28 protein-coding genes are annotated in these 23,880 nt (G+C 71.6%); 7 read left to right on the top strand and 21 right to left on the bottom strand.

The features are described 5' to 3' along the window. Positions 1-397: 397 nt before the first annotated feature. Together OUY22_RS06060 and OUY22_RS06055 are read right to left on the bottom strand one after the other, a co-directional pair. Entirely contained in the window at positions 398-832 is a 435-nt protein-coding gene (locus OUY22_RS06060; protein ID WP_270153770.1) for a plasmid mobilization protein, read from the bottom strand. A gap of 49 nt (positions 833-881) precedes the next feature. Further along, positions 882-1,145: a hypothetical protein gene (locus OUY22_RS06055; protein ID WP_270153769.1), complete on the bottom strand. Its 264-nt coding sequence runs from the start codon at positions 1,143-1,145 to the stop codon at positions 882-884. Between the two features lie 431 nt (positions 1,146-1,576). Between OUY22_RS06055 and OUY22_RS06050 the strand changes: the two genes are divergently transcribed. Next, positions 1,577-2,020 (top strand): helix-hairpin-helix domain-containing protein, encoded by a 444-nt coding sequence (locus OUY22_RS06050; RefSeq protein WP_270153768.1) that lies wholly within the window; start codon positions 1,577-1,579, stop codon positions 2,018-2,020. A gap of 2 nt (positions 2,021-2,022) precedes the next feature. On the opposite strand, the gene OUY22_RS06045 is transcribed toward OUY22_RS06050, so the two are convergent. Then, positions 2,023-2,178 (bottom strand): hypothetical protein, encoded by a 156-nt coding sequence (locus OUY22_RS06045; RefSeq protein WP_270153767.1) that lies wholly within the window; start codon positions 2,176-2,178, stop codon positions 2,023-2,025. A 90-nt stretch (positions 2,179-2,268) separates the two neighbouring features. Between OUY22_RS06045 and OUY22_RS06040 the strand changes: the two genes are divergently transcribed. After that, positions 2,269-2,673 (top strand): MarR family winged helix-turn-helix transcriptional regulator, encoded by a 405-nt coding sequence (locus tag OUY22_RS06040; RefSeq protein WP_270153766.1) that lies wholly within the window; start codon positions 2,269-2,271, stop codon positions 2,671-2,673. A 68-nt stretch (positions 2,674-2,741) separates the two neighbouring features. On the opposite strand, the gene OUY22_RS06035 is transcribed toward OUY22_RS06040, so the two are convergent. The 10 genes from OUY22_RS06035 to OUY22_RS05990 form a co-directional block, all read right to left on the bottom strand. After that, a complete protein-coding gene (locus OUY22_RS06035; protein WP_270153765.1) occupies positions 2,742-3,074 on the bottom strand; it encodes a helix-turn-helix domain-containing protein in 333 nt (110 codons plus the stop codon). Further along, complete coding sequence (locus OUY22_RS06030) at positions 3,071-3,445, bottom strand: type II toxin-antitoxin system RelE/ParE family toxin (protein WP_270153764.1); 375 nt, start codon at positions 3,443-3,445, stop codon at positions 3,071-3,073. Before OUY22_RS06030 ends, OUY22_RS06035 begins: the two co-directional genes overlap by 4 nt. Positions 3,446-3,622: 177 nt before the next feature. After that, positions 3,623-4,351, bottom strand: coding sequence for an enoyl-CoA hydratase/isomerase family protein (locus tag OUY22_RS06025; protein WP_270153763.1), 729 nt, complete (start codon positions 4,349-4,351; stop codon positions 3,623-3,625). Beyond that, positions 4,348-5,820: a class I adenylate-forming enzyme family protein gene (locus tag OUY22_RS06020; RefSeq protein WP_270153762.1), complete on the bottom strand. Its 1,473-nt coding sequence runs from the start codon at positions 5,818-5,820 to the stop codon at positions 4,348-4,350. The genes OUY22_RS06025 and OUY22_RS06020 overlap by 4 nt, the downstream gene beginning before the upstream one ends. Then, positions 5,813-6,487, bottom strand: coding sequence for a TetR/AcrR family transcriptional regulator (locus tag OUY22_RS06015; RefSeq protein ID WP_270153761.1), 675 nt, complete (start codon positions 6,485-6,487; stop codon positions 5,813-5,815). The genes OUY22_RS06020 and OUY22_RS06015 overlap by 8 nt, the downstream gene beginning before the upstream one ends. A 175-nt stretch (positions 6,488-6,662) precedes the next feature. Further along, positions 6,663-8,072 (bottom strand): ATP-binding protein, encoded by a 1,410-nt coding sequence (locus OUY22_RS06010; protein WP_270153760.1) that lies wholly within the window; start codon positions 8,070-8,072, stop codon positions 6,663-6,665. A 161-nt stretch (positions 8,073-8,233) separates the two neighbouring features. Next, positions 8,234-9,871 (bottom strand): phospho-sugar mutase, encoded by a 1,638-nt coding sequence (locus OUY22_RS06005; protein WP_270153759.1) that lies wholly within the window; start codon positions 9,869-9,871, stop codon positions 8,234-8,236. Continuing rightward, positions 9,868-10,671: a purine-nucleoside phosphorylase gene (locus tag OUY22_RS06000; protein ID WP_270153758.1), complete on the bottom strand. Its 804-nt coding sequence runs from the start codon at positions 10,669-10,671 to the stop codon at positions 9,868-9,870. Before OUY22_RS06000 ends, OUY22_RS06005 begins: the two co-directional genes overlap by 4 nt. A 1-nt stretch (position 10,672) precedes the next feature. Further along, the gene (locus tag OUY22_RS05995; RefSeq protein WP_270153757.1) at positions 10,673-11,977 is read right to left on the bottom strand and encodes a M20/M25/M40 family metallo-hydrolase; all 1,305 of its coding nucleotides are present in this window, start codon (positions 11,975-11,977) and stop codon (positions 10,673-10,675) included. Then, positions 11,974-12,954, bottom strand: a complete 981-nt coding sequence (locus OUY22_RS05990; RefSeq protein WP_270153756.1) for an Lrp/AsnC family transcriptional regulator — start codon at positions 12,952-12,954, stop codon at positions 11,974-11,976. Before OUY22_RS05990 ends, OUY22_RS05995 begins: the two co-directional genes overlap by 4 nt. A gap of 109 nt (positions 12,955-13,063) precedes the next feature. Here OUY22_RS05990 and OUY22_RS05985 point away from each other — a divergent pair, with 109 nt between their 5' ends. Beyond that, positions 13,064-14,365: an MFS transporter gene (locus tag OUY22_RS05985; RefSeq protein WP_270153755.1), complete on the top strand. Its 1,302-nt coding sequence runs from the start codon at positions 13,064-13,066 to the stop codon at positions 14,363-14,365. A 1-nt stretch (position 14,366) separates the two neighbouring features. On the opposite strand, the gene OUY22_RS05980 is transcribed toward OUY22_RS05985, so the two are convergent. Then, positions 14,367-14,819 (bottom strand): gamma-glutamylcyclotransferase, encoded by a 453-nt coding sequence (locus OUY22_RS05980; RefSeq protein WP_270153754.1) that lies wholly within the window; start codon positions 14,817-14,819, stop codon positions 14,367-14,369. 71 nt (positions 14,820-14,890) lie between these two features. On the opposite strand from OUY22_RS05980, the gene OUY22_RS05975 reads away from it, so the two are divergent. Then, positions 14,891-16,285 carry an NAD(P)H-quinone dehydrogenase gene (locus tag OUY22_RS05975; RefSeq protein ID WP_270153753.1) on the top strand — a complete coding sequence of 465 codons (1,395 nt, stop codon included), beginning with the start codon at positions 14,891-14,893 and terminating at the stop codon, positions 16,283-16,285. 37 nt (positions 16,286-16,322) lie between these two features. Beyond that, entirely contained in the window at positions 16,323-16,895 is a 573-nt protein-coding gene (locus OUY22_RS05970) for a dihydrofolate reductase family protein (protein WP_270153752.1), read from the top strand. 173 nt (positions 16,896-17,068) lie between these two features. Here OUY22_RS05970 and OUY22_RS05965 read toward each other — a convergent pair whose 3' ends face one another. Together OUY22_RS05965 and OUY22_RS05960 are read right to left on the bottom strand one after the other, a co-directional pair. Then, on the bottom strand, positions 17,069-17,677 hold the full coding sequence (locus OUY22_RS05965) for a class I SAM-dependent methyltransferase (RefSeq protein ID WP_270153751.1): 609 nt from the start codon (positions 17,675-17,677) through the stop codon (positions 17,069-17,071). A gap of 17 nt (positions 17,678-17,694) precedes the next feature. Then, on the bottom strand, positions 17,695-18,669 hold the full coding sequence (locus tag OUY22_RS05960; RefSeq protein ID WP_270153796.1) for an NAD(P)/FAD-dependent oxidoreductase: 975 nt from the start codon (positions 18,667-18,669) through the stop codon (positions 17,695-17,697). 114 nt (positions 18,670-18,783) lie between these two features. Here OUY22_RS05960 and OUY22_RS05955 point away from each other — a divergent pair, with 114 nt between their 5' ends. After that, entirely contained in the window at positions 18,784-20,964 is a 2,181-nt protein-coding gene (locus OUY22_RS05955; RefSeq protein ID WP_270153750.1) for a helicase-associated domain-containing protein, read from the top strand. Positions 20,965-21,014: 50 nt separating this feature from the next. Here OUY22_RS05955 and OUY22_RS05950 read toward each other — a convergent pair whose 3' ends face one another. Then, positions 21,015-22,028: a hypothetical protein gene (locus tag OUY22_RS05950; protein ID WP_270153749.1), complete on the bottom strand. Its 1,014-nt coding sequence runs from the start codon at positions 22,026-22,028 to the stop codon at positions 21,015-21,017. A 103-nt stretch (positions 22,029-22,131) separates the two neighbouring features. Between OUY22_RS05950 and OUY22_RS05945 the strand changes: the two genes are divergently transcribed. Next, on the top strand, positions 22,132-22,740 hold the full coding sequence (locus tag OUY22_RS05945) for a TetR/AcrR family transcriptional regulator (protein WP_270153748.1): 609 nt from the start codon (positions 22,132-22,134) through the stop codon (positions 22,738-22,740). Here OUY22_RS05945 and OUY22_RS05940 read toward each other — a convergent pair. From OUY22_RS05940 to OUY22_RS05925, 4 genes are read right to left on the bottom strand one after another with little or no spacing between them, the layout of a single operon-like run. Next, entirely contained in the window at positions 22,733-23,107 is a 375-nt protein-coding gene (locus OUY22_RS05940; protein ID WP_270153747.1) for a dihydrofolate reductase family protein, read from the bottom strand. The genes OUY22_RS05945 and OUY22_RS05940 overlap by 8 nt on opposite strands. Continuing rightward, positions 23,104-23,271, bottom strand: a complete 168-nt coding sequence (locus tag OUY22_RS05935) for an SRPBCC family protein (protein WP_270153746.1) — start codon at positions 23,269-23,271, stop codon at positions 23,104-23,106. The genes OUY22_RS05940 and OUY22_RS05935 overlap by 4 nt, the downstream gene beginning before the upstream one ends. A gap of 38 nt (positions 23,272-23,309) precedes the next feature. After that, positions 23,310-23,474: an SRPBCC domain-containing protein gene (locus OUY22_RS05930; protein WP_270153745.1), complete on the bottom strand. Its 165-nt coding sequence runs from the start codon at positions 23,472-23,474 to the stop codon at positions 23,310-23,312. Continuing rightward, positions 23,471-23,800 carry an ArsR/SmtB family transcription factor gene (locus OUY22_RS05925; protein ID WP_270153744.1) on the bottom strand — a complete coding sequence of 110 codons (330 nt, stop codon included), beginning with the start codon at positions 23,798-23,800 and terminating at the stop codon, positions 23,471-23,473. The genes OUY22_RS05930 and OUY22_RS05925 overlap by 4 nt, the downstream gene beginning before the upstream one ends. Between the last annotated feature and the right edge of the window lie 80 nt (positions 23,801-23,880).

Genomic DNA, 23,880 nt, shown 5'->3' with positions numbered 1-23,880 from the left:
TGAGCGCCGCCGATCATCCCGCCGTCGAACGCCTCTGGCTCATGTCCCGCCCCGACATGGCGGAGTTCCAGGGCGACCTGCCCAGTTCCGACGCCACCTAACGCTTCGGCAACCACTCCTGCGACCCGACCTTTGGCACCACGACGCGACCACCGTGGTCGCACGACGGGACATCGGCCCCGGGAAGGAGTTGACCATCGACTACGCCACGCACACCGGGATCGAGACGTGGCCGATGACCTGCAGGTGCGACACCCTTCAGTGCCGGCGCACCGTGACCGGCCGCGACGAACTCCTGCCACCCCTCCAGGCCACGTACGGCGCCCGCTGGAGTCCGCCCTGCTCGCCCGCATAAACGCCTTTTCGCAAGCGGGAGCCAATATCCGTTAGGACAGACCTAGCTACATGCTTCGGTCTTCTTCTTCCGCTTGCGACGCAGACCTTTCAGGACAAGTGATTGCTCACGATGATCTCGTCCTGTGTCGAGTCCGACGCCGCTTCGTTGGAGCAGTTCTACGATGTGAAGAACTGAGTCTTGGAGCTGTCGCGTTTGCTCTCCGGAGAGCACTGCCGCAGGTGGCGCAGTTGGTGCAGTCGCCGCTGCCTCCAGTCCGACCTTGCGCAACCATGCGCTCAGCTTCATCCCTGCTGCCGACGCAGCTTCAGCCAGCAAGCTGAGATCGCTAGGGCTTACACGTATTGATATGACGCGGTCGAGGACGACGGGGGTGGAATCCTCGGCCACTTGCTCGCGGTTGTCGTAGAACCACTCGGCACGATCTTCCTCATCCATTGCAGCGATGTCGTGTGCAGTTGGATCGTTCTTCGTCATGATGATCCTTTCCTCGGCGTCTCGTATGCGGTAATCGGCCTCGCGATCTCTAGTTCGTATGTGCCCCAGTCACGCTTTTGGTGATGGGATAGAGGATGACCACGGTCACACGTCGCCCGGCATCGGTAACACCTGTCAATAGATAGTGATCGAGAATAGGCTCCCCGTCCCTGGTGCGGGACTGTCGTACCTCGGGCATGTTGCGGACAACCTGTTCGATCTCGTCGCGTGAGACGCCATGCCCTTGCGCATGACTCAGGTTTCCCTCATCCCAGTCCAGCGGCAACTCCACGAATGGGAGCGGCTTGCTCATCGACCACCAGCCACGTCATACATACTACCCGAGCGATGTCATACGAACCACTGGGCACAGGGAACGGCGCGATCTTGCAGATGACGGCTGCCGAGCGCTCGAGTCGCGCTGACGTGATTCCCACCCAGCGTGATCCCGACGCCGCCCGCTTCCTCAGCATCCCCCAGCAGACGTCCAACCACTGGGCACGCGGCTACGAAAGAGGCCGTCCCCTGCTGCACATCCTTACCCGGGAGGGACGAGCATCGCATAGCCACTGTTCCCTTCGTCGATGTGCAGTGCTGCCAGTCAGAGAGGGGCTGGTGTGTGGCGGCTCACCATGCGCGGCTCGGAGCCGTACACGGCACCGGCGGCCCGGAACAAGCGGTCCAGGACTCGCGACAGGTGAGGCGCGTACGGGATGGTGACGGATTTCGCCACGGCCCACCCCAGTGACCGAAGGCGGCGGCCGGGTGTTCACCGTGGGCGGCGAGGAGTTCGCCGCGCTGGACCCGGACGCCCACGTGCGGCTGCGGCTGCCCACCGCCGAGGCCGGGGAGCTGGTCTCCCAGCACCCGACGGCCGTGCGGTCGGGCGACTGGGTGCGGCTGCCGATCGCCGACGTCAACGGTCAGGCGCTCAACTCCTGGGTGCGGCGGGCCTGGCTCGCGTGCGCCCCGCCGGAGCTCGCCGCCCTGGCGTCCGCCGCCGAGAGCGCCGACCGGGCCGGTGACCTGCCGAAGGCGATCGGCCGACCCGCCACCCGGGCGCTGGCGGGCGCCGGCATCACCACGCTCGACCAGGTCGCCCGCCTCTCGGACGCGGAGCTCGGCGCGCTGCACGGGGTCGGCCCGAAGGCGGTGAGGATCCTGCGGGAGGCGCTCGACGCCCGCTGACCTCACCCGCCCGGGGTCCGCCAGGCGTCGAGATGGGCGTCGATGAACGCGCCCAGCGACGTGGGCTCGCGTCCGGTGATCGTGTAAGCCCGGCCGCGGTGGTCGTCAGGCGCGCGGAGCGCGGCCACGGCGACCTCGGCGATGTCGCGCGCGTCCACCCACGCCAGCGGCGCGCCGCCCGAGGACAGGCTCAGGACGCGGTCGTCCCGTACGGCGTCGCGGTGGAACCGGGGGTCGGTCAGGATCTGGTGGAACCAGGACGGGCGGAGCAGAGTCCAGGAGGCGGCCCGGGTGACGACCGCGTCCTCGACCCGGCGCGGACGGGCAGTCCTGCCGTGCTCGGACGGCTCACCCGGCGGATCGGGATGCGCGAGCTGGCCGACGAGATCGGCTGCGACGCCTCCAACGTCACCCAGATCATCCGCAGGCTGGAGGCGCGCGACCTCGTCCGCCGCCGGCCGCACCCTCACGACCGCCGCTCCCGCCACATCGTCAGGACCGCCGACGGGACCGCCCTGTACGCCGCCTTCGAGGAGTCCTTCGCGTTCGCCCGGTCCGCCATCGCCAACCTGGACGCCCGCGAACAGGACCAACTGGCCACCCTCCTCCGCAAGGCCCTCAACGGCGAGCAGCCCCCCTCCACCAGCCGATGACGCGCCTCAGCGGTCGCGGTTGACGAAGCGGTCCATGTCGGCCTGGCGTGCCCGCGCCCGGGACGGGTTCAGGCGACTTTTACGGTGTGATCGCCGAAGTCGGCCACCACATCCAGTGTCCCGCCCAGGGCGACGACATAGGAGCGCAGGATGTCCAGGCCGCCGATCTGGCCATGCTCGATCTGGGACACGCGTGCCTGCGATACCCCCATGCGTTCCGCGAGCAGCTTCTGCGAAATCCCCAGGCGCTTGCGCATCTCGGCAAGCTGGGCGCCGCGAAGCTCGCTGCGAAGCTGCTCCAGACTGGCCTGCCGCGCGGCGACACGCTCGGGGGAGTCCCATTCGGGGTCGATCTCGCGAATCTTGGCTTTGGTGTCAGACCACTTCACGAACTCGCTCATCGCTGTTCCTCCTCCTTTTCGGCACGGTATGCGGCGTAGCGTTCCTCCGCCAAGGGAATCGCCGTGCGGTACCACCGGTTCCATGCCCCGGACTTGTCACCAGCGACCAGCACGATGGCCTCCCGGGTGGGGTCGAAGACGAACAGCATGCGGATCTCGGCCTCGCCTGGTACACGCGGCCGCAGTTCCTTGAGGTTGTGCAGGACTCGGGAGTGGTGGATCCGGTCGACCAGCGGGCGGCCGAGTTTCGGACCTTGCAGGGCAAGCTCGTCCAGGGCTTCCTCGATCTTCTCGGCAGCGATCGGATCGTTCTTGCAGACGTCCATGAACCAGGCGTTCACTTCGATGTGCAGCGTGATCTCCCAGGCCATGCTGCCAATATAATGAATCCTTATATCACTCGGAGGCTATCACAAGGAACGGAGTACGGTTCTACCGGAAGATGCCGAATGTCGTCTCTTCAGTCTCTGGTCCTGGAAGCGGCCCGCTACCAGGACCATGGTGTTCGCTCCGGCAGGCCGTGCGGGAACGAAACGGCATTTCCTGGCTCAGCGGTCGCGGTTGACGAAGCGGTCCATGCCGGCCTGGGCGATGCCCGAGTCCTCCACCTCCTTGGCGGCCTCCGTCTCCACGGCGAAGGCGGCCTCCACCTCCTCCAGTGACGGGCGCAGGAGGCGCAGGTGGACGCCGGTGGCCGTGCCGGGCAGGGTCCAGCGGTGGACGAGGCCGATCGCCGTGTCCAGGAGGGCGTCGGGGGCGACGATCTCGTCCAGGATGCCGAGCCGCTGCGCCTCCTCCGCGCTGATCCGGGACGAGTCGAGCACGAAGCGCAGCGCCCGGCCGCCGATGAGGCGGCGCAGCAGGAGGCTGGAGGCGTTGGAGATCGACAGGCCGATGTGGTTCTCGGGCAGGAAGTACTCGGCGGCGGGGGTGCCGAGGCGGGCGTCGAAGCAGAGGGTCCACTCGGCGGCGCCGCCGACGCACAGGCCGTTGACGGCGGCCACCACGGGCACCCGGGTCTGCAGGACGGCCCTGGTCAGGTCGTGGAAGAGCGCGACCTCGTCCAGCAGGGACCGGCCGACCGCCTCGTTGATGTCCTCGCCGGCCGAGAACGCCCGCCCGGTGCCCGTCACCACGATGCCTCTGACCGAGCCGTCGCCGTGGTCGCGGACGGCCTGCGCGAGGTCCCTGCGCATGCCGGCGGTGAGCGCGTTGAGCTTCTCCGGACGGTTCAGGGTGATGACGGCCACCTCGTCGCGGACCGTTGTGTCGATCATGACCTCTCCTCTGCGAAGGCGAACGCCCCGGCTCGCTGGTCGGGCCGGAGCAGGTGACGCTTCTCGATACGGGCGGACGGGGTGAGCCGGAAACCGTCCACGAACTCCACGTAAGCCGGGACCTTGAAGCGGGCCAGCCGCTCGGCGGCGTGCGCGACCAGGCCCGCGGCCGTCTCCCTGTCCGCCGCATGGCCGGGCCTGAGCTGGACGAACGCCTTCGGCAGCTCGCCCCACAGGTCGTCGGGCACCGGGACGACGGCGGAGTTCAGCACGGCCGGGTGCTCGCCGAGGACGCGCTCGACCTCGGCGCAGGAGATGTTCTCGCCGCCCCTGCGCACCATGTCCTTCAGCCGCCCGCGATGGTGGATGTAGCCGTGCTCGTCCTGGAAGCCCAGGTCGCCGGTGTGGTACCAGCCGCCGCGAAAAGCCGCGGCGGTGGCTTCCCGGTGGTTCCAGTAGCCCTTCATCATCGGCTTGCCGCGGACCAGGATCTCGCCCGTCTCCTCGTCGATCCTGACCTCCTTGCCGGCCGGGGGCCGGCCCATGGCGCCGGTGCCGACGGTGTCCACGTCCTCCAGGCCGGCGAGCAGGTCAGGGCCGCTCTCGGTCGACCCGTACAGCTCCCGCCACGGCGCGCCCCAGCGCTCCTCGAACGCGCGGTGCAGGCTCGGCGCGATGCCGGAGCACAGGACCAGCCGCATGCGGTTGTCCCGGTCGAGGTCGTGCGGCGGCTGCTTGTGCAGGAGCAGCGGCATCGTGCCGAGCACGTACGTGAGCGTCGCGCCGTGCTCGCGGACGGCGGGCCAGAAGCCGGAGGCGGAGAAGCGGGGGAGCACCACGTGCGGGATGCCGCCCATCAGGCACATGAGGGTGGTCCACTGCGGATCCATGTACGAGTGCGCCTGCGCGATGATCATGACATCGTCGTCGCGGAGCCGCACGCCGTCGGCGACGATGCGCGCGCAGCGGATCCAGTAGTCGTGGGTGAGCAGGCAGGCCTTGGGGAAGCCCGTCGTGCCCGAGGTGTATTGAAAATTCGCGATATCGTCCGCGTCAGGCGAGATGTCGGGCGGCGACGCGGGCCCGGACAGCGCGTCCAGCGTGTAGACGCGGCCCGGCAGGTGCGGGACGTGCTCCGGCGTCGTCAGCGTGGCCACCGCGCCCGAGTCGCGCAGCACGTGCTCCAGGTCGGCGGCCCGGTACCGGACGTTGACCGGCACCGTGATCGCCCCGGCCTTGAGCACGGCCAGCCAGCTCAGCGGCCAGCCGGCGACGTTCTCCATCATGATCGCCACCCGGTCGCCGGGCCGGACGCCCTCGGCGGCGAGCGCCCCGGCCAGCCGGTCGGACTCGGCGTCCGCCTCGGCGAAGCTCAGCGACGCCTCGGGGAAGCGCAGGAACTCGCGTCCGCCGTACCGCTGCGCGGCGTGGCGGACCAGCTCGGGAATCGTTCGGTACGGATCAGTCACGAGGCGGCTCCCAGGGCAGGTCGGGCAGCAGGGAGAGGTCGGCGATCGGCAGCGGGCGGGCCGGTGCCCGGACGGCCGCCAGCCCGATGGCCACGAACTCCGCGCACACCTGCTCCAGCGTCGAGTCGCCGTCCGGGCGGTACCACTCGCTGGTGCCGGTGCACATGGTCATGAGGGCGAGCCGGGTCAGCTTCTGGTCGGCGACGTGGAAGACGCCCTCCCGCACCCCGTCGGCCACCGCCTGCCGCCAGCGGTCCTCGTACGCGTCGCGCAGCGCGATGACCTCGGCCAGGGCGGCGGAGCCGGGGGTGAGCGCGCGCAGCTCGCCGTCCATGACCCGGGTGGTCAGCGGGTTCAGCGCGTGGGTGGCGGTGAGCGAGCTGATCAGCAGGGCCAGCCGCTCGGCGGCCCCGGACACCCCGTCGAGCACCGTCGCGGTGGCCTCGACGAGGCCCTGGTGCCCCGAGATGAGCAGGTCGGCGAGAAGGGCTTCCTTGCTGGGGACGTGGTGGTAGATGCCGGCGTTCGTCATGCCGACGGTACGGGCGAGATCGCGGATGGTCGTGGCCGCGTACCCCTGACGGGCGAAGAGCAGCACCGCCGCGGTCCTGATGCGGAGACCGGCGTCGGCGTCGCGGTCGGTGAGGTACGTGGCGAGGGGGGTCATCGGCCTACCGAACGTTCGGTTACTCGGATATGTCGCACGATAAACCACAAAAGGGGCATCGCCTAGAGGGGAAGTTTGGTCTCACCGGTGAGACCAACGGGAACTTCGGTCTCACGTGGCGAACCAGTGAGACCATCCCGGACCCTTGGTCTCACGGGTGAGACCAAGGGACGGGTCAGCGCCAGGCGTCGAGGAGCTCGTCCGGGGTGACGTGGCGGATGCCGTCGACGGCGCATCCGGCCCGGGAGACGGCGTAAAGGGGGGTGCCGGCGTCGGCGCCGGGCATCTTCGACCGGTGCACGATCAGCTCGCTCAGGTCGTGGTGGTCGAAGGGCCGGTTCTCCAGCCACTTGATCGATCCCAGCAGGGTGACGCGCTTGGCCACGGGTTCGCGGTCGGCGCCGACGAGGTCGATCTCCGGGTCGTTGTTGCGCGTCCAGTAGCCGCCCACGGCGCCGGTCTCCTCGGGCAGGTCGGCCATGCGGCGCAGCGACTCCCGGATGACGGGCTCCACGGCCGTCCCCCGCCAGGACGTCCACTGCCGGCGGATGTGCTCCAGCACCTGGTCACCCCGGCCCCGCTCGATGACCGTCAGCCGGTTTCCGATGAACGGGATCCAGAACCGCAGGTGTGAGTCGACCACGTGGTATCGCGTCTCCCGCGACGGGCGCGTGGACAGCGGACGGTCGACGGCGATCATCCGTTTCTCCAGCAGCAACTGGAGGGCGCGGTTCATCGTGGCACGGGACATGCCCTGAGCGGACGCGGCGATGTTCGCGTGGGTACGCTGTCCGGATCCGATCGCGGTGAGCACCTGACGGGCATGCGCCTCCGGCGGGAACTCCGCATCCAGGGCACGCTCCCCGCTGACGACCAGGGCGGAGATCGGGTCGTTGACCGCCTCCCGCAGGTAGTCCCAGAGCGAGCCGCCCTCGGGCCACTCCTCGCAGACCAGGGGCAGGCCACCGGACACCAGATGGGCGTCGAACGCCTCCGCCGCCTGTAGCCCCAGAGCCTTCCCGACGTCGAGGGGAGTGAGGGGGTCGACCAGGAAATCAGCCGCCCGCTGGTAGAAGGGCCGCTCGTAGGCGTTGATCGCCTCCATCATCGACAGGTCGGAGCCGATGAGGAGCAGCAGCACCGGACGCCGGGAGAACTCCCGGTCGAAGACCTTCTGCAGCACGCCCTCCAGCGTGGGGTCCGCCTTGATGAGGTACGGCAGCTCGTCGATGACGACGATGCTCGGCGCGTCCTCGGGCAGCGCGCGGGCCAGGAGAACGAGCGCGTCATGCCAGGACCGCGGCTCGCGCTCCTGGAAGACCGAGGCGGCGGGGAGGTCGCTCGCCAGCACCTCGTCGGTGAAGATGCGCAGCTCCCTGGTCAGCGTCTGACCGGTCGCCGTGTAGAACACGTACGGCACGCGGGCCCGATGGATGAACTCCTCCGCCAGCCGCGACTTGCCCACCCGGCGGCGTCCCCGGACCAGGAGCGCCCGGCCGGGGCGTCCGGTCCTGCTGGCGCGGCACTTCTCCAGCGCACGCCCCAGGACCGCCAGTTCCCGCTGCCTGCCGATGAAGGGCTCCACGACACCTCACTTTGGTCTCATCCGTGAGACTAACAAGAAGAGTTGGTCTCAAGAGCTGAATCGGTGAGACCCGGGCTCACCATCGGTCTCATGGATGAGACCAACCGCGGCTGAGACGACCAACTTTGGACCGTCCACAATTGGTCGTCTCAGCGGTGGAGTCAGAGTCCCAGGGCGGCGCTCAGGTCGGTTTTCAGGGCCGCCAGGTCGTCGGCCGCGCGGGCGCGGGCCGGGGCGACGTCGTCCGCCACCGGGACCACGACCTCCAGATAGCACTTGAGCTTCGGCTCGGTGCCCGAGGGCCGGACCACCACCCGGGCGTCGCCCGACAGCGTGAAGCGCAGGCCGTCCGTCGGCGGGAGCCCGCCGTCACCGCGGCTCAGGTCGTCGAGCCGTACCACCTCGCGGCCGCCGAGCCGGTCCGGCGGGGTGGCGCGCAGCCGGGCCATGGCGTCCTTGATGAGGGACAGGTCGGCGACCCGGAAGGAGAGCTGGGACGTGGCGTGCAGGCCGTAGCGCCGGGCCTGGTCGTCGAGGAGGTCCAGCAGCGTGCGGCCGGCGCGCTTGGCGTCGGCGGCGATGGCCGCCACCGTCAGGGCGGCGCCGATGCCGTCCTTGTCGCGGACCGGCAGCTCGGGGGAGCCGCCGCGGGTGGTGCCGACACTGTAGCCGATGGCCTCCTCGTAGCCGAAGACCAGGCCGGGTCCGGCCTTGATGATCCACTTGAAGCCGGTCAGGGTCTCGCCGTAGCCGACGCCGTGGGCGCGGGCGATCTTGCCGAGCAGGGTGGAGGACACGATCGTGGTGGCCACCATGCGCGCGCCCGACGTGTGCGTGATGACGTGCTCCGCCAGCAGGCCGCCCACCTCGTCGCCGGTGAGCATGCGGCAGCCGCCGCCCGGCAGCGGGACGCCCACCGCGCACCGGTCGGCGTCGGGGTCGTTGGCCAGCACCAGGTCGGCGCCCGTCGTCGCGGCCAGGGCGACGGCCAGGTCCATCGCGCCCGGCTCCTCCGGGTTGGGGAAGGCCACGGTCGGGAAGTCGGGATCGGGGTCGCGCTGCTCCGCCACCGGCAGCGGCGGCTCGAAGCCGGCCGCCTCGAAGGCCCGCGCGAGCGTGTCCGCGCCCACGCCGTGCAGCGGCGTGTAGGCGACCCGCAGGTCGCGGGCCTCGCCCAGCGGCAGCGTGGTGACCGCGTCGAGGTAGGCGGCCACGACGGAGTCGTCCAGGAGCGTGCCGGGGCCGCCGAGCGGCAGGTCGCCGACCGGCCCCACCGCGTCGATCGCGGCCGAGATCTCGGCGTCGATCGGCGGCACGATCTGGGAGCCGTCGCCCCAGTAGACCTTGTAACCGTTGTCGCGGGGCGGGTTGTGGCTGGCGGTGACCGTCACGCCCGCGTCGGCCCCCAGGTGGCGGACCGCGAAGGCGAGCACCGGCGTCGGCAGCGGGCGCGGCAGCACCGAGGCGCGCAGCCCGGCGCCCTTCAGCACCGCCGCCGTGTCGCGGGCGAACACGTCGGACTTGTGGCGGGCGTCGTAACCGATGACGACGTGCCTGCCGGGGCCGAGCACCCGGGCCAGCCCGGCGGCGGCGCGCATGACGGTGACCCGGTTCATCCGGTTGGGCCCGGCGCCCAGCTCGCCCCGGAGCCCGGCGGTGCCGAACTCCAGCTTGGCCCCGAACCGGTCGAGCAGCCCTTCGGCGTCGCCGCGTTCCAGCAGGCCGGCCAGCTCGGCGCGGGTGTCGGGGTCGGGGTCCTGCGCCAGCCACGCCCGCGCCCGGTCCTGCACGCTGGTCACAGCCGGTCGACCGCCTTCGCGAGCAGGACGCCCATGCGGGCGGCGGTGGCGCGGCCGACCTGGAGGACCTCCTCGTGGTCGAGCGGGTCGCCCGCCAGCCCGGCGGCCGGGTTGGTGACCAGAGAGACGCCGAGCACGTCCAGCCCCGCCTCGCGGGCGGCGATGGCCTCCAGGACGGTGGACATGCCGATCAGGTCGCCGCCGAGCGTGCGCAGCATCCGGATCTCGGCGGGCGTCTCGTAGGTGGGGCCGCGGAAGGCGACGTAGACGCCCTCGGCGAGGCTGGGGTCGATCTCCCGTACGAGGTCGCGCAGGCGCTTGGAGTAGACCTCGGTCAGGTCGAGGAAGGTGGTGCCGGTGATCGGGTTGGCGCCGGTCAGGTTGATGTGGTCGCTGATCAGCACCGGGTCGCCGACCTGCTGGGTCTCGGGCCGGAGCCCGCCGGCCGCGTTGGTGAGCACGACCGTGCGGACTCCGGCCGCCGCGGCGGTGCGCACGCCGTGGACCACCGCGTCGACGCCGCGCCCCTCGTACAGGTGGCTGCGTCCGAGGAAGATCAGCGCATGGCGGCCGGCGTCGGTGCGGACGGCGCGGATGCGGCCGCCGTGGCCGGCGACGGCGGGGGCGGCGAAGCCCGGCAGGTCGGTGAACGGGACCTCCGCCACCACCTGCCCGATCGCGTCCGCGGCCGGAACCCAGCCGGACCCCATCACGAGGGCCACGTCGAAGGTGTCGAGACCGGCGGCGGCCTTCAGCGCGGCGGCCGCCTCTCGGGCGAGGACATAGGGGTCATTACTCACCTCAGTAGTTTAGGAGCAGGCGGTCGAGCACCCGCACCCCGAACTGGAGCGCCTCGACCGGCACCCGCTCGTCCACGCCGTGGAACATCGAGGCGAAGTCGAGGCCGGCCGGCAGCCGCAGCGGCACGAACCCGAACCCGCGCACGTTCAGGTCGGCGAAGAACGTCTTGTTGTCGGTGCCGCCCGACATGCAGTACGGGATCGCCCGCGCGGCCGGGTCCTCGGCCTTCAGCGCCGCGATCATCGACTCGACCAGGGCGCCGTCGAACGTCGTCTCCAGCGCGATGTCGTGGTGGACGAACTCGCGGCGCACCTTCGGCCCGATCAGCGAGTCGATCGTGGCGAAGAACTCGTCCTCGAAGCCAGGCAGGAACCGGCCGTCGACGACGGCGGAGGCCTGGCCGGGGATGACGTTCGCCTTGTAGCCGGCGTCGAGCTGGGTCGGGTTGGCGGTGTGACGCAGGGTGGCGCCGACGAACCGGACCAGCGGGCCGAGCCGGTCGAGCAGCGGCCCGGGGTCGTCCTCGTCGAACGGCAGCCCGTACGCGTCGGCCATCTCGGTGAGGAAGCGGCGCACCGTCGGGGTGTAGGTGAGCGGCCAGTCGTGGGCGCCGATCCGGGCCACCGCCTTGGCGACCTCGGTGACGGCGTTGTCGGGGTTCAGCATGGAGCCGTGGCCGGCGGTGCCGTCGGCCATCAGCCTCATCCAGGACAGCCCCTTCTGGGCCGTCTCGATGAGGTAGAGCCGCAGCGATGGGTCGATCTCCAGCGAGTAGCCGCCGACCTCGCTGATCGCCTCGGTCACGCCCTCGAACAGGCCGGGGTGGTGCTTGGTGAGGTACTTGGCGCCGAGGTTGCCGCCCGCCTCCTCGTCGGCCAGCCAGGCGAAGACCAGGTCGCGGCGCGGCCGGCGGCCGTCGCGGGTGAGCTGGCGGAGCACGGCCAGCATCATCGCGTCCATGTCCTTCATGTCGACCGCGCCGCGGCCCCAGACGTAGCCGTCGCGCACCTCGCCCGCGAACGGGTCCACCGACCAGTCGGCGGCGTTGGCCGGGACCACGTCCAGGTGGCCGTGGACGAGCAGGGCGGGCAGCGACGGGTCGGAGCCCTCGACCCGGGTGATCACGTTGCCCCGGCCGGGCGCGCTCTCCAGGTAGGTGGCCTCGATGCCGACCTCGGCCAGCCGGGCCATGACGACCTCGGCGGCGGCCCGCTCCCCGGGGCCGCTGTCGTCACCGTAGTTGCTGCTGTCGACCTTGATCAGCTCCACGCACAGGTCGGCGACTTCGTTCTCAGCAGGCGTCATGATCTGTTCTCCATGGTGAGCAGGCCGGACTTGCGCAGGTGTCCCCGCTTGTAGGCCCGGGTGATGAGTGTGACATCGAGGTCGGTGACTTCGTCGAGCGGGCCGACGACGCCCGACAGGAACGCGTGGAGCGCGGCCTCGTGGGCCACCGCCACCTGGACGATGAGCCGGTGGACGCCGGTCGTGGCGGCGCAGTAGCGCACGTGCGGATGGGCGGCGAGCGTCCGGCCGGTCCGGTCCAGGCCGTTCGGCCGGACCTTGAGCCAGAGCTGGGCCTCCACCGCCAGGCCGAGCAGCGCCGGCTCCGCCTCGGCACGGAGCAGCAGCAGACGGCGCTCCAGCAGGGAGGCGATCCGCCTGCGCGCGGTCGGCTGCGACAGCCCCAGCCGTTCGGCGACGGCCGCGACCGGGATCCGGCCGTCGGCGACCAGCAGACCTGCGATCTCCTTCTCCAGAGGTGAAAGCCCGTCCACGTCGGGCAGGGGAGCCGCCGGCGTCGCCCGGCGCAGCCTGGCGACCTCCTCGTCGGTGAGAAGCGGCGCGTGCCATTCGGCCACGGTCCTGAACGTGTGGAGGACGACCTGGGTCTGGGTCTGCACCACCCCGTCGATGGCGGAGATCTGCGCGGACACGAGGTCGTGCAGGTGCTCCCGGGACGGCGGGACCAGCTCGCAGCCCAGGTCCTGGGCCCCGGTCAGCGCGAAGACCGCGCGGATGTCCGGCCGCTCGGACAGCGCCCGCGCCACCGCCGCCGCGGTGCCGGGCCGGACCCGCACGTGCAGATGGGCCGGGAGGCCGCCGCCGGTGCGCGCGTCGTCGTGGATCGCGGTGACCCGCACCATCCCCTCGGCCATCAGCCGCAGCAGCCGGCGCGCGACCGTCCGCTCGTGCTCGCCGAGCGCCCGGCCGAGCTCACCCCACGACGCCCGAGGGCTGACCTGGAGCGCGGCGACGAGGCGGCGGTCGAGAACGTCCACGCTGAGCCGTTTCTGTGTCGGGTTCCGTCATCAGGGACGGCTTGCCTGACCGGTTCGGCCAATTCCCGCAGATTACGGCATGACGCACTGTTGAGCAAAGGAGCCGCCCGTGGCGACCTCACCCGTTGCCCCATCCCCCCTCGGCATCCCCAAGAGCCGCCTGCGCCAGCTCTTCGCCGCCAGCGTCGGCAACGTCGTCGAGTGGTACGACTGGTACGCCTACAGCTTCCTGACCGTCTACTTCTCCCACCAGATCTTCCCCGAGACGGACAACCCGTTCGTGCCGGTGCTGAGCGCCTTCGGCGTCTTCGCCGTGGGCTTCTTCATGCGGCCGCTGGGCGGGCTGCTGGTGGGCGTCTTCGCCGACCGGTTCGGCCGCAAGGCCGCGATGACGTTCACCATCATCCTGATGGGCGTCGGCTCGCTGATGATCGCGGTCACGCCCACGTACGCGGCCGCGGGCGTGCTCGCGCCGATCATCCTGACCCTGGCCCGGCTCGTGCAGGGGCTCTCGGTGGGCGGCGAGTTCGCCGCCGCGACCACGTTCCTCGTGGAGTCCGCGCCGCCCGGACGGCGCGGCCTGTTCTCCAGCTTCCAGTACGTGAGCACCACGATCGGCCAGTTGCTCGCCTCCGGGCTGGCCGCGCTGCTGGCCACCATGCTCGCCGAGCCCGACATGAACGCCTGGGGCTGGCGGGTCCCGTTCGTCGTGGGCGCGCTGATCAGCCTGGTCGGCCTGTGGATCCGCCGCGGCGCGGAGGAGACCAGCACGCTCGCCGAGGACATCCGGCAGGGCAGGGCCGAACGGCCCGGCATGTTCGACTTCCTGCGCCACCACCCCGGCAAGGCCGCGCTCATCGTCGGCATCACCCTCGCCGGCACGGTCGCGTACTACACCTGGACCACGTTCCTGCCCACGTACGCCCAGCAGACCGTGGACTTCGACAAGGCCGACTCGCTCACCGTGAGCACGATCGCGCTGGTGTTCTTCATGATCCTGCAGCCGCTGCTGGGCATGGTCTCGGACCGGGTGGGGCGCAGGCCGATGCTGCTGACGTTCGGGCTCGGGTTCACGATCCTGCCGGTGCCGCTGCTGGGCATGCTGACCGACTCGTTCGCCAGCCTCCTGGTCATCCAGTGCGTCGGCATGGTGTTCCTCGGGTGCTTCACCTCGATCTCGGCCGCGGTGAACTCCGAGCTGTTCCCCACCCGGGTGCGCGCCGCCGGCGCGGGCTTCCCGTACTCGCTGACCGTCGCCCTGTTCGGCGGGACCGCGCCGCTCATCGGCACGGCGATGGCGAACGCCGGCGCGTCCTACCTGTTCCCGTGGTACATGTCGGGGCTGGCGCTGGTCTCCACCCTCGTGTACGCGTTCGCGCTGAAGGAGACCAGGCACCTGCCGCTGAGCTGAGTCAGTCGCCGAGCGACTTGCAGGGGCGTCCCCGCAGCTCCTTGACGTAGTCGTCGGGGGCGCCCGCCCGCTCGGCGGCGTCGGCCAGGATGCCGAGATAGCGGGCCGACGGCAGCCCGCCCTCGTAGCCGTCGAGCACGTAGAACCAGGCCACGACCTCGCCTTCGAGCGTCTGCACCCGCAGCCGGACCTTGTGGTAGAGGCCGCGGGCGGCGCCCTCCCACTGGTCGAGGGAGTGCTCGTCGAACTCCGGCACGTCGTAGAGGGCGACGAAGACGTGCTCGTCGGGATCCTCGACGATCGTGGCGAGCGCGCCCTCCCACCCCAGGGTCTCCCCGCCGAAGGTCAGGCGCCAGCCAGGCAGCCAGCCCACATCCCGCAAGGGGGAGTGAGGGGCCCGCATGGCCATCTGCTCCGGGTCCATGTTGCTGCCGTAGGCGGCGTAAACAGGCACAGCAAGCAAGCGTAGCGTGACCGTGGCCGCCCCGTTCGTCGGCAGCTCAGAGTATGCGGGACAATAGGGATGTGACGAGGATCGTGATCATCGGTGGCGGACCCGGCGGCTACGAGGCGGCGCTGGTCGCGGCGCAGCTAGGCGCGCAGACCACGCTGATCGAACGCGACGGTCCCGGCGGGGCGTGCGTGCTGACCGACTGCGTGCCGTCCAAGACACTGATCGCCACCTCCGTCCGCAAGCAGGCGCTGCTCGACGCGCCGTCGCTGGGCGTCGCCTTCGACGGCGGGCTCGACGGCGACGTCGGCGTGGCGAGCGTCGACCTGCCCCTCGTCAACAAGCGGGTCAAGGAGCTGGCCCAGGCGCAGTCCGCCGACATCGCCGCCCGCGTCGAGGCCGAGGGCGTCGAGATCGTCAAGGCTCAGGGCCGGCTCGTCGACCCGCAGGTGGTCAAGGCCGGCGACCGGACGATCCGGGCCGACGTGGTGCTGGTGGCCACCGGCGCCACCCCGCGCATCCTGCCCGGCGCCGAGCCCGACGGCGAGCGCATCCTCACCTGGCGGCAGCTCTACGACCTCGACAAGCTGCCCGAGCACCTCATCGTGGTCGGCTCCGGCGTCACCGGCGCCGAGTTCGCCGGCGCCTACCGCTCGCTCGGCGCGGAGGTCACGCTGGTCTCCAGCCGCGACCGCATGATGCCCAACGAGGACGCCGACGGCGCCGAGGTGCTCGAAGAGGTCTATCGCCGCCGCGGCATGAACGTCATGGGCCGCAGCCGCGCCGCCTCCGTCAAGCGCACCGCCGACGGCGTGGTGGTGACCCTGGAGGACGGCCGCACCGCCGAAGGCTCCCACGCGCTGATGACGGTCGGCATGATCCCCAACACCGCCGGCATCGGCCTGGAGGAGGCCGGGGTCCAGCTCGACCCGCACGGGTTCATCAAGGTCGACAAGGTCTCGCGCACGTCCGCGCCCGGCGTCTACGCGGCGGGCGACTGCACCGGCGTGCTCATGCTGGCCTCCGTCGCCGCCATGCAGGGCCGCATCGCCGTGTGGCACGCCCTCGGCGAGGCGGTGCAGCCGCTGCGGCTGGCCACCGTGGCGTCCAACATCTTCACCGACCCGGAGATCGCCGCCGTCGGCGTGGCCCAGCGGGTCATCGAGGCGGGCCAGATCGACGCCAAGGTGGTCAAGCTGCCGCTCGCCACCAACGCGCGGGCCAAGATGCAGGGCTTCAACGACGGCTTCGTCAAGCTGTTCTGCCGGCCCAACACGCAGATCGTGCTCGGCGGGGTGGTGGTGGCGCCGCGCGCGTCGGAGCTGATCCTCGCGGTGTCGGTGGCGGTGCAGCAGCGGCTCACGGTCGACCAGCTCGCCCACACGTTCGCCGTCTACCCCTCGCTGTCGGGCTCCATCACCGAGGCCGCCCGCCGCCTGATGCAGCCCGAGACGGCGCTCGACTTCTGACCGATGAGCTGGATCGGCTGGTCTAGTCTGATCGCCCGTGCGCAAACTCATCATTCAAGAGCTCGTCTCGGTCGACGGCTACGTGGCCGGGCCTGGCGGGGAGCTCGACTTCTTCGAGTCCGTGACCGACTACAGCCAGGTGGACCAGGACAACCTCCGGATCCTGGCGAACGTGGACACCGTCCTGTTGGGGGCGGAGACGTACCGGATGTTCGTGCAGTACTGGCCCACCGCCGACGAGACGGTCGCCAAGACGGTGAACACCCTGCCCAAGGTGGTCTTCTCCGCCACCCTGGACGAGGCGCCGTGGGGTGACTGGGAGGCGGCGCGGGTGGTGCGCGGCGACGCGGCCGAGGAGGTCGACGCGCTCAAACGGCGGCCGGGCAAGGACATGATGCTCTGGGGCAGCCTGTCTCTCGCCCGCTCGCTGATTGGGGCCGGCCTGCTCGACGAACTCCAGCTCCGCGTGATCCCCGTCGCCATCGGTGCGGGCCGCAAACTCTTCCCCGACGACCTGAACCGGCTGGACCTGGAACTGACCGAGGCCAAGCCCTACGGCTCGGGCATCGTCTCCCTGCACTACCGTCCGAGGCGCCCGCCCTCGGACTGAGCGTCGCCGCGCGTCCATGCTTCGCACCCCGGACCAGTTCGACCGGTCGCCCGGTGAGGGCTGAACCTTCCGGTAGATCGCCTTCCACGTCGCCGACTCGGTCTGCTACGCCGACGCCGTCGGCGACCTGCTGGCGGTGGGTTCCTGAGGTCGCCGTCCAGCCGGAACGCCGGTCAGCGGCGCTTGCGGGCCTGGAGGACGGTGTCGTGGAGGGGCATCTCGCGGTCGCCATGGGACATGACGCGGGATCGGTTCTCGGCGACGGTGATGTCCCACCGGCCGGGGTCGAGGGCGGCCGTGAGCTCCCCGGCCTCGACGTGCGCCTCCGGGACGGCCGCGGTGTGCGGGTCCGACGGGTGGTGGCCGACGACGAGCAGCGTGCCGCCGGGCGCGACCGCCGCCGCCAGCCGCCGGAACAGGTCGCCGGGCCCGGTCGCCGGGTGCGCGTAGTGGGAGCAGGCCAGGTCGAACCGCTCCTCGGCGGGCGTCCACGTGGTCAGGTCGGCCTGGATCCAGTCGATCCCGGTCGTGACGCCGGAGGCCGCGGCGTGCTCGCGGGCCCGGCGCAGGGCGGTGTCGGCGATGTCCACCGCCGTCACCTGCCAGCCGTGCGTGGCGAGCCAGATGGCCTCGGCTCCCTCGCCGCAGCCCGCGTCCAGGGCCGTGCCGGGCGTGAGGTCCCCGGCCGCCGCCGTCAGGTAGGGGTTGGGCGGCCCGGCCGCGGCCGGGGCATGACCGTCGTAGTGCTCGTCCCAGTACGCCTTGTCGAAGGTTTCGGACACAGTCGTTCCTTTCGGTATCAGCGGGACCCGGCCGAGGTCAGCTCGCGGTGGGCCGCGACCGCCTCGCGGATCTCCTCGGCGACGAGGTCGGCGTTGATCTGGGCCGCCGCGCCGGCGCCCGCCGCCGCCGCGGTGCCGACCTGGGCGACCAGGTCGGTGACGTTGCCCGCGACCCACACCCCCGGCACCTCGGTGCGGCCGGTCGCGTCGGCGGGGATGTGCTCACCGGCGCCGCTCGGGTGCTCGACCGGCCGCAGCCCGAGCGTGGCCAGGAAACCGGCCCGCGCCTCCATGCGCGACGCCACCGCCAAGACCTCACGGCTGACCAGGGTGCGGTCGCTCAGCCGTACTCCCACCAGGCGGTCCTCGACGATCTCCAGGGACGCGACCTCGCCGGCCACCACCCTGATGCCGCGGGCGGCCAGGCGCTCCGCGTCCTCGCCTGTTGGGGCGGGCATGGTGTGCGAGAAGTACGTGACGTCGTCGCTCCACTGACGGAACAGCAACGCCTGGTGCACCGACATGGGCCCGGTGGCCAGCACGCCGATGGCCTGGTCGCGCACCTCCCAGCCGTGGCAGTACGGGCAGTGCACGACGTCCCGACCCCACCGCGAGCGCAGCCCCGGCACGTCCGGCAGCCTGTCGGCCAGCCCGGTCGTCACCAGCAGCCGGCGCGCCAGGACCGTCCGGCCGCCGGCCGGCGTCACCGCGAACCCGTCGCCGTCGCGGACCGCGGCCAGCACCTCGCCCGTCACCACCTGACCGCCGTAGTGGCGCACCTCGGCCCGGCCGCGCTCCAGCAGTTCGCCCGGCGGCATGCCGTCGCGGCCCAGCAGTCCGTGCACGCCTTCGGCGGGGGCGTTGCGCGGCGTGCCCGCGTCGACCACCAGCACGGTCCGCCTGGCCCGCGCCAGCATGAGCGCCCCGCTCAGGCCCGCGGCGCCGCCGCCGACCACCACCACGTCATAGCCGCTGTTCGGCTGCTCGGTCATCTCGACCACCTCCGCGCACACTATGCGGAGCGACACGCCAAACAGGCAAACTTGTTTGCCGAAACAGCAATCCGGACGGCGCGGGAACCGGCTGCCGGGGCTACTCTGGCGGGCATGCCACGCAACGCCATGGCCGACTGGCTAGCCACGCGCGCTCCGGAGCAACTCCAGCTGATCGCCGACCGCGCGGCCCTGCGCCGCCACGGAGGTGACCTGTCGCTGACCGACCTGGCTCGCCTGCTCAGCCAGGACTACGTGGCGGCCGAGCTGGTGAAGTTCTGCACCCTCCCGGAGATCCAGGCCCTGGGCGCCGTCTCCTGGCTGGCCGACCAGCGGCACGGTCCGTTCCCCGAGGAACACTGGCGCGCGCCCGACCCCCGGAGCCGCGCGGTCCCCCGGAGCGAGGTGATCGACCTGCTGGCCGGTGACGACCCCCGCCTGAGGGCCGAGGCGGAGGCGGCGCTGGACCGGCTGGCGGACCAGGCGCTCCTGCTGCCGCCGCACGGCGAGCAGGTGGTGGCGCACAACTACGTCCACCGCGCCCTGACGGACGGCATGGCCCTGGGCCGGCCCGCCGGGCAGCTCATCTCCCGCCACTTCAACGCGCCGGAGGTGCACCGCGTGGCCGCCGGGCTGGGGCTGGAGAAGGCGGCGACCCGGACGGCCGCCGAACAGGACGTCCTGGCCGTCCTCGCCGACCCCGCGCGGCTGCGCGCGGTGCTCGACGCGGCGCCCGAGGAGGCCAAGGAGCTCCTGCAGCCGTTGGCGTACGAGGGACCCCTGGTCGAGACCCGCTGCTTCCACCCCGTGGGCCCTTACGGCTACAGCTCCACCGGCAAGTACACCTTCTTCCCCGGGGGGTCCGGTCACCGCGGGGTCGACTGGCTGGCCGCCAGGGGGCTGCTGCTGCCCTCCGGCCTGCCGAACATCGCCGAGCTCCCGATGGAGGTCGCCCTGGCGGTGCGCGGCGAGACGCGGTCCTCCTTCCATCCCCGGCCGCCGTCCCCTCCCGAGCTGCCGGGCGCGGAGCGGGCCGAGGCCGGTTCCCAGAGCGCCCTGGTCGCCGTGGCCTGGCAGATCGAGCGGCTGCTGGCCGCCTGCGCCGAGCAGCCGCTCGCCGTGCGCAAGGCGGGCGGCATCGCGGTGCGCGACACCAAGCGCCTGGCCAAGCTGCTGCGGCTGCCGGAGGAGACCGTCCGCTTCCTGCTGGAGCTGTGCGTCCGGGCCGACCTGCTGGGCGCGCTGGCCGAGCCGGTCGAGCGCCCCGCCAACCGCCGGGTCAAGGCTCCCGACCCCACCTACGTGGTGCTGCCCACCACGCGCTACGACCGGTGGCTGTCGCTCCCGCCCGCCGAACGGCTGGTCCCGGTGCTCGCCGCCTGGGCCGTCTGCCGCGACATCCCGCTGTGGTGGCCCGATCCCGACCAGACGCCGATCGCCCTGGCCGCGGCGGACGACCCCGACGCCGTCGGCCTGCGCTACGCCCTGCTGGAGGCGCTCGCCGCGGCTCCCGGCCGCCGCGCCGCCGCCGCGCCCGAGTATCTCGTGGCGGCCACGACCTGGCACCGGCCCATGCGCGTCGCCGAAGGCGCGGACGGGGCCCAGCGGATCGCCGCCACCGTGCGCGAGGCCGGACTCCTCGGCGTCATCGCCGACGACGCCCTGACCGCGCTCGGCCACGCGCTGCTCGGCCTGCTCCGTAGCGGCCAGGCCTGGCGCGCGCCCGGTCCGGTCCTCGGCCCCGTTCTCGCCGGCCTGCTGCCGCCGCCGCAGACCACCGCCCGCTTCCAGACCGACCTGACCGCCGTGGTGAGCGGCACCCCCGAGGCCGGCCTGGCCGCCCTGCTCAACGCGGTGGGCACGCGTGAGTCCGAAGGTCACGCCGTGGTGTGGCGGATCTCCCCGGCGTCCGTACGGCGCGCGCTCGACACCGGCCACGAGGCCGAGGACCTGCTCAGGCAGTTGCGGGCGGTGGCCCAGGGCGACTTCCCGCAGCCGCTGGAGTACCTGATCAAGGACGTCGGCCGCACCCACGGCCGGATGCGGGTGGTCCGCTCCGGTTGCTGCGTCCGGTCCGAGGACGAGGCGCTCCTGGCGGAGCTCGCCGGGGCCAAGGCGCTGCGCAAGCTCGGCTTGCGCCTGATCGCGCCGACCGTGCTGATCAGCGCGAGCTCCGAGCGGGAGACGATGGACGCGCTGCGGGCCGCCGGCTACGCCCCGGCGCTGGAGGCCGAGACCGGGGTCACGCTGGTCGAGGAGCCGGCGGCGCGCCGGGCGCCGGCCCGCAAGAGCTGAGGTCCGCGGCGGCGCCGTGCCGGGCGTCCGGGGGTGCGGAGGTCCGCGCGTCAGAGGCCTCGGTAGTAGTCCGCGACGGCGGTGAAGGCGGCCTTGGGCTCCCAGGGCAGGCCGGGGTAGGCGGCGCCGTCGCCGTGTTCCAGGATTTTCACCACGCCCCAGCTCCCCAGGTCGAGGTCCTCGCGGGGGTCGGGGCGGTGGACCAGGCCGTAGCAGGCGAAGGTGCACACGAACGCGGCGTCGACGCCCTCGGCGGTGAACACGTCGAGGAGCTCGCGGAGATAGGTGGCCTGCTCCTGCTCGTCGCGCACGTAGTCGCCGGTGAGCCGTAGCGGGAGGCCGCCGTCGTAGTCGACGATCTCGCCGCTGCGGGCGCCGTCATCGGCCGCGCCGCGGTGGGTGGTGCAGCCGAACTCGGTGATCGCGACCGGCTTGTCCTGCGCGACCAGGGTGCGGATGCCCTCCTGGTAGAGGTGGGCGACCTCCTTGGAGCGGTGGGCGTCCACGGACACGAAGTCGAACGGCGTCCAGTCGACGTTCTCCAACGGGACCGCCGCGTAGGTCACCTTGCCGCCGAACCGTTCGCGCACCCCGGTGACGACCTCGGCGAGGAAGGCGTTGACGCGGGCGGACAGCGCGGTCAGTCGCTCGCGGGTATCGGGACCCGCCGCCAGCAGGGCGCCGACGCGCTCCCGGATGGTCCCGCCGGGCAGGAATCCTCGGTTGAACAGGCTCAGCTCGGCACCGACGACGAAGACGACGTCGGCTCCCCGGCGGCGGATCCGCTCGGCGCGCTCGGCCCCGTCGAGAAGCAGTTCGACGATCCGATCCGGCTCCAGTTGCTGGGGGAACGGCGAGAACCAGACCTCCAGGCCGAGGTCGGCCGCGTGGCCGGCGGCGAACTCGATGCGGTCCAGGTCGTTGCCGATCAGCCGCACCGCCGTGCAGTGCAGGTCGTCGCGGATGATCCGCAGCTCGCGTTCCATGATCGTGCGGTCGAACGGCCTGTTCTCGACGCCGTCGAGGATGAAGCCGGTGTCGTAGCCGATGCCCTTGGCTCGCATGGAGGATGTCCTCTCGTCTTTATAAGGTACATCTCGTACCTTATTCGCAGGGCAAGCTATCAGATGAACAGTCCAAATAAGGTACGTGATGTACCCTTTAATGGTGAGTGAAGAGGCGGCGGCGAAGCGGGGCAGGCGGCGGGGGGCCGAGCTGGAGAGCGCCATCCTGCGCGCCGCCCAGGAGGAACTCGCCGAGTCCGGGTATGCCGGGCTGACCATGGACCGGGTGGCCCGCCGGGCCGGCACCAACAAGAACGCGATCTACCGCCGCTGGCCCAACCGCGCCGCGCTCGCCGTCGCCGCCTACCGGCGGCTGGCCACGGACAGGCTGCCGCCCCCCGACACCGGCGAACTGCGCGAGGACGTGCTGACGTTGCTGCGCGGGGTCAACTGCGGGCCGTCCTCGCCGCAGGCGGAGATCCTCCGCGGCCTGCTGGCCGGCATCGGCGACGAGCCGGAGCTGCTGGCGCAACTGCACGAGCTGGCCGCCGAGGGCGGGGCGGGCGTCTGGCTGACGGTCGTGGGCCGCGCCGTCGCCCGGGGTGAGGCGCCGCCGGAGGCGCTCCACCCGAGGGTCGTCACCGTGGCTGTCGCGCTGCTGCGCAACGAGTACATCACGCGCGGGCTCTCGACCGTGCCCGACGGCGTCCTGGTCGAGATCGTCGACGAGGTCTACCTGCCCCTGCTGCGCGGCCGCGCTCCGGTTAGATGAGGGCGGTGACGCCTTCGTACTCGGCTCTGGGTGCTTCGCCCGTGGTCTGGTATTCGAGGAGCAGCAGGCCGTTCGGCGTCGCCTCGTGATGGGTCAGGCGGAGGCCGGACGCGGCGCCGTCACCGGTCAGGAGGCGGCGGCCCGTTCTGAGTACCGTGGGTGCGACCACGAGGCGGAGGGTGTCGACCAGGCCGGCCGACAGGAGCGCGTCGCCCAGGCGGGCGCTGCCGTGGATCTGGAGTTCCCGTCCCGGGTGTGACTTGAGCGCGGCGACCGTCCGGACCGGGTCACCGGTGAGCACGGTCGTGGGGTCCCAGATGCCCTCGGTGAGGGTCTTGGACACGACGTACTTCGGCAGGGTGTTCATCCGCTCGGCGAACGGGTCGGCCGGGTCGGTGATCTTCGGCCAGTCGCGCTGATCGTGGCCGTCATCGCGACCGGGTCGGGGTTCGCGGGACGCCACGCGCTGGTGATCGCGTTGGTGAACACGATCCGCTCCAGCTCGTCGACGGCGAGGAAGCACGCGTCCATGTGCGGTACGAAAACGGCGCCGTCGTCGCTGAGCCGTGTCACGAACGCCCCGCCGGGTCGCAGGTCAGGCGGTCCACGCGGCAGCGGGACGGGGCCGGGACCCACCAGCGGGCGAGCTTGGCCGGGTCGGTCCAGGCGCTCCACACGGTCGCGCGCGGGGCCCGGATGATCCGTTCCAGGGCGAAGTCGAGATCGGGGTTCACCGGTCGTCCTCCGTGACGAACCGTTCGAGGCGGTCGGTGCGCTCTTCCCAGATGCGGCGCTGCTCGGCGAGCCAGTCGTCGACGAGGGCGAGCCGCTCGCGGTTGAGCGCGCACGTGCGCACCCGGCCGGACTTGACCGTGCGGATGAGCCCGTTCGACTCGAGCGTCCGCACGTGCTTCATGAACGAGGGGAGGGTCATCGGGAACTCGCGGGCGAGGTCGCCGACGCTCATGGGCCCGTGGCCGAGGCGCCGGACGACGGCACGCCTGGTCGGGTCGGCCAGGGCGACGAACACGCCGTCCAGTTGCGCCGAATACTGTGCCATGTGGCTAAGTATTGCGGAGGCGGATGGTTAGCGCAAGAGCTAAGTGTTCGGTGCGCCGGGGGAGACCGTTGACGTTTGTT

The sequence above is a fragment of the Nonomuraea corallina genome (assembly GCF_027620315.1).
Classification (GTDB): Bacteria; Actinomycetota; Actinomycetes; order Streptosporangiales; family Streptosporangiaceae; genus Nonomuraea; species Nonomuraea corallina.
The sequence above is the reverse complement of the archived record's forward strand: the minus strand, read 5'-3'. Positions and strand labels throughout refer to the sequence as shown.

What these genes read in the sequence shown, in the direction of transcription:
- OUY22_RS06060 (WP_270153770.1), bottom strand. Translation starts at nt 832, where the DNA reads ATGACGAAGAACGATCCAACTGCACACGACATCGCTGCAATGGATGAG.
- OUY22_RS06055 (WP_270153769.1), bottom strand. Translation starts at nt 1,145, where the DNA reads ATGAGCAAGCCGCTCCCATTCGTGGAGTTGCCGCTGGACTGGGATGAG.
- OUY22_RS06035 (WP_270153765.1), bottom strand. Translation starts at nt 3,074, where the DNA reads ATGAGCGAGTTCGTGAAGTGGTCTGACACCAAAGCCAAGATTCGCGAG.
- OUY22_RS06030 (WP_270153764.1), bottom strand. Translation starts at nt 3,445, where the DNA reads ATGGCCTGGGAGATCACGCTGCACATCGAAGTGAACGCCTGGTTCATG.
- OUY22_RS06025 (WP_270153763.1), bottom strand. Translation starts at nt 4,351, where the DNA reads ATGATCGACACAACGGTCCGCGACGAGGTGGCCGTCATCACCCTGAAC.
- OUY22_RS06015 (WP_270153761.1), bottom strand. Translation starts at nt 6,487, where the DNA reads ATGACCCCCCTCGCCACGTACCTCACCGACCGCGACGCCGACGCCGGT.
- OUY22_RS05995 (WP_270153757.1), bottom strand. Translation starts at nt 11,977, where the DNA reads ATGACGCCTGCTGAGAACGAAGTCGCCGACCTGTGCGTGGAGCTGATC.
- OUY22_RS05960 (WP_270153796.1), bottom strand. Translation starts at nt 18,669, where the DNA reads ATGACCGAGCAGCCGAACAGCGGCTATGACGTGGTGGTGGTCGGCGGC.
- OUY22_RS05955 (WP_270153750.1), top strand. Translation starts at nt 18,784, where the DNA reads ATGCCACGCAACGCCATGGCCGACTGGCTAGCCACGCGCGCTCCGGAG.
- OUY22_RS05950 (WP_270153749.1), bottom strand. Translation starts at nt 22,028, where the DNA reads ATGCGAGCCAAGGGCATCGGCTACGACACCGGCTTCATCCTCGACGGC.
- OUY22_RS05940 (WP_270153747.1), bottom strand. Translation starts at nt 23,107, where the DNA reads ATGAACACCCTGCCGAAGTACGTCGTGTCCAAGACCCTCACCGAGGGC.
- OUY22_RS05935 (WP_270153746.1), bottom strand. Translation starts at nt 23,271, where the DNA reads ATGGACGCGTGCTTCCTCGCCGTCGACGAGCTGGAGCGGATCGTGTTC.
- OUY22_RS05925 (WP_270153744.1), bottom strand. Translation starts at nt 23,800, where the DNA reads ATGGCACAGTATTCGGCGCAACTGGACGGCGTGTTCGTCGCCCTGGCC.